This is a genomic window from Peribacillus sp. CSMR9 (assembly GCF_033141925.1).
Classification (GTDB): Bacteria; Bacillota; Bacilli; order Bacillales; family DSM-1321; genus Peribacillus; species Peribacillus simplex_A.
In genome coordinates this window covers 1-2,479 of sequence record NZ_JAOPHO010000153.1, presented here as the reverse complement: position 1 = coordinate 2,479, position 2,479 = coordinate 1, and the positions used below count along the sequence as shown (strand labels likewise).

The following is a 2,479-nucleotide window of genomic DNA, read 5'->3' as shown; positions in this document are numbered from 1 at the left end:
TTAATCATGACTCTAAATGATGATTACTAAAACATAAATTATGAGTTTTATAAGGATTTCGAAAAATAGGCGAAACCATTAAGTTGGTAAAAGTGTGAATATTAACATCAATAGTGATTGGATGAGAAATCGATGAATCAACAAGGAAAATTAATAATCACAGGGGCTAATGGGTTTACGGGTAGGCATGCATGCGCACACTTCCTGAAATCAGGATTTGATATTACGGCGGTTTCAAGAAAAAAGCTGAATATTGAAGGTAAGATACATGCAGAAAGTTGTGATCTGACAAATGGAAACGATGTAAACAACCTCATCAAAAGGACCAAACCTCAGTACCTTCTCCATTTAGCTGGACAAAACCACGTTGGGGAATCATGGTTGGAACCCGTTTCAACTTTGGAGGCAAACACCATGTCCACTGCATATTTAATCGATGCCATTCGTAAACAAAGTCCAGCTTGTAAAATCGTGATAGTCGGCTCAGCTCTTCAAATTGATCCCATTTCCATTTCCTCTATTCCCCATCCTTATAGTTTAAGTAAAACACTTCAAGTACTTATAGCAAAATCATGGGCCGTTTTATATAACATGGATATCATCATTGCAAAACCATCCAATCTAATTGGACCCGGACTATCCAATGGGGTTTGTTCCATTTTCGCAAAAAAAATTGCAGAGATGGAAAAGATGGGAACGGAAAAGGTCCTTGAGGTCGATAATCCGAATGTTCAACGTGATTTCCTGGATGTAAGAGATGCAGTGAGAGCTTATGACCTTCTTTTGAGAAGGGGACAGTCTGGAGAAACATACGATGTTGCTTCAGGTACTAATCGTTCTTTAGAAGACATCATTGAAGGCTATAGGGCGGTAACAACAGGTGAAATTAAGGTGAATTCCCAACGAAATGATTTAATCGAAAATAAAATGGCAATCAATCCTATTAAGCTCGTGAATTTGGGGTGGAAGCCAAGTATCCCACTTGAATCATCTTTAATGGACATTCTTTCCTTTCATCGCGAATTAAAGGAAAAGTGCTGAAATTAAATGGAAGCAGTTAGAAAAATACTTTATGTAAAATGTTTCTCAGGAGGGAAGGCAATGGAGCCGAAAGTATCAATCATTATTCCATTTTATAATTGCCCCTATATAGATCAAGCCATTCAAAGTGCGCTTGATCAAACCTATAAGAATTTAGAGGTTATTGTCGTAGATGATGGTTCGACAATTTTCACTGAAAAAATCGAGCCGTTCTTGGAGAAGATCCGTTACTTAAGAAAAGAGAACGGGGGAACTGCGACAGCTTTGAATCATGGGATACGTGCTGCTACGGGAGAATATGTCGCTTGGTTAAGCTCGGATGATTATTTCTTGTCAGAAAAGGTGTCTTTGCAGATTTCGTTTATGCTCGAACATAACGCAGATGTGAGTTTTACGAATTTTGATTGTATTGATAAAAATGATGATGTCACTCTTCCTTGGACCGGAGAACGCTTTTCCGATATTGAAAACGGGGTGTACCATGCTTTTTTACTTCGTAATGCCGTGAATGGCTGTACAGTGGTTTTGAAGAAAGATGTATTCGATGTGGTTGGTTATTTCAATCCATATCATCGTTATACACATGATTATGAAATGTGGCTTCGTATATTGGTAAATGGTTTTAAAATGTATTATTTGGATGAAGTCTTAACAAAGTTCAGGATACATGAAGAATCGGGTACAAGCAGATTCCAACCTGAAATGTTAAAAGACATTATCACGATTGAAAGCCATTACCGGCCGATTCTTAAAAAAAATTTAAAGAATTTATAAGCAGACTTTTTTTATAACAAGAAATGGAGGAAATCATTATGTCTGAAGAACTTCTCGATATATTTATGCATGTCCCCAAAACAGGGGGAACGACCTTAAGTGAAATCTTGAGAAAACAATATGAAGTTAATGAAATATTCGATCATGATTCTTACGAATATAAGATTAAAAATGTTGATCAATTAGAGGAAGAGGAAAAGAAAAAAATCAAAGCTGTAGCGGGGCATTACTATTATGGAATACATCAGCATTTTTCAAAACCCTCCAATTACTTTACGATGTTACGTGATCCAGTAGACCGTGTTATATCCTTATATTTCTTTTTGAAAAACCAACCAGGATATGAGAGAGTTAGAGACATGACCCTAGAGGAATTTGTATTAAAGGATCCTGAAGCCCAAAATTTACAAACCATGTTAGTAAGTGGTGATCCGGATTATCCTGATATTAAAAAAGCCAAAGAAAACCTAATGACATTTTCAGTGGTTGGTATCACTGAGATGTTCAATGAAACACTTTTTTGCCTAAAAAAGGAATATGCATGGGGAGATATCCATTACACTAGAAAAAATATTACAAAAAATCGTTTGACAAAAGAGGAAGTGCCATCGGATATAATAAATTTGATTAAAAAATATAACGCAATGGATATGGAACTCTATAA

At 36.1% G+C, this 2,479-nt stretch carries 3 protein-coding genes; all 3 read left to right on the top strand.

The annotated features are described in order from the left end of the window. The first annotated feature begins 132 nt into the window (after window positions 1-132). Window positions 133-1,041 carry an NAD-dependent epimerase/dehydratase family protein gene (locus N9I19_RS24415; RefSeq protein ID WP_317779282.1) on the top strand — a complete coding sequence of 303 codons (909 nt, stop codon included), beginning with the start codon at window positions 133-135 and terminating at the stop codon, window positions 1,039-1,041. Between the two features lie 60 nt (window positions 1,042-1,101). After that, a complete protein-coding gene (locus tag N9I19_RS24410; RefSeq protein WP_317779281.1) occupies window positions 1,102-1,815 on the top strand; it encodes a glycosyltransferase in 714 nt (237 codons plus the stop codon). Window positions 1,816-1,853: 38 nt separating this feature from the next. After that, window positions 1,854-2,479 (top strand): sulfotransferase family 2 domain-containing protein (locus tag N9I19_RS24405; RefSeq protein WP_317779280.1); only part of this gene is annotated, 626 nt, incomplete at its 3' end.

What these genes read in the sequence shown, in the direction of transcription:
- N9I19_RS24410 (WP_317779281.1), top strand. Translation starts at nt 1,102, where the DNA reads ATGGAGCCGAAAGTATCAATCATTATTCCATTTTATAATTGCCCCTAT.
- N9I19_RS24415 (WP_317779282.1), top strand. Translation starts at nt 133, where the DNA reads ATGAATCAACAAGGAAAATTAATAATCACAGGGGCTAATGGGTTTACG.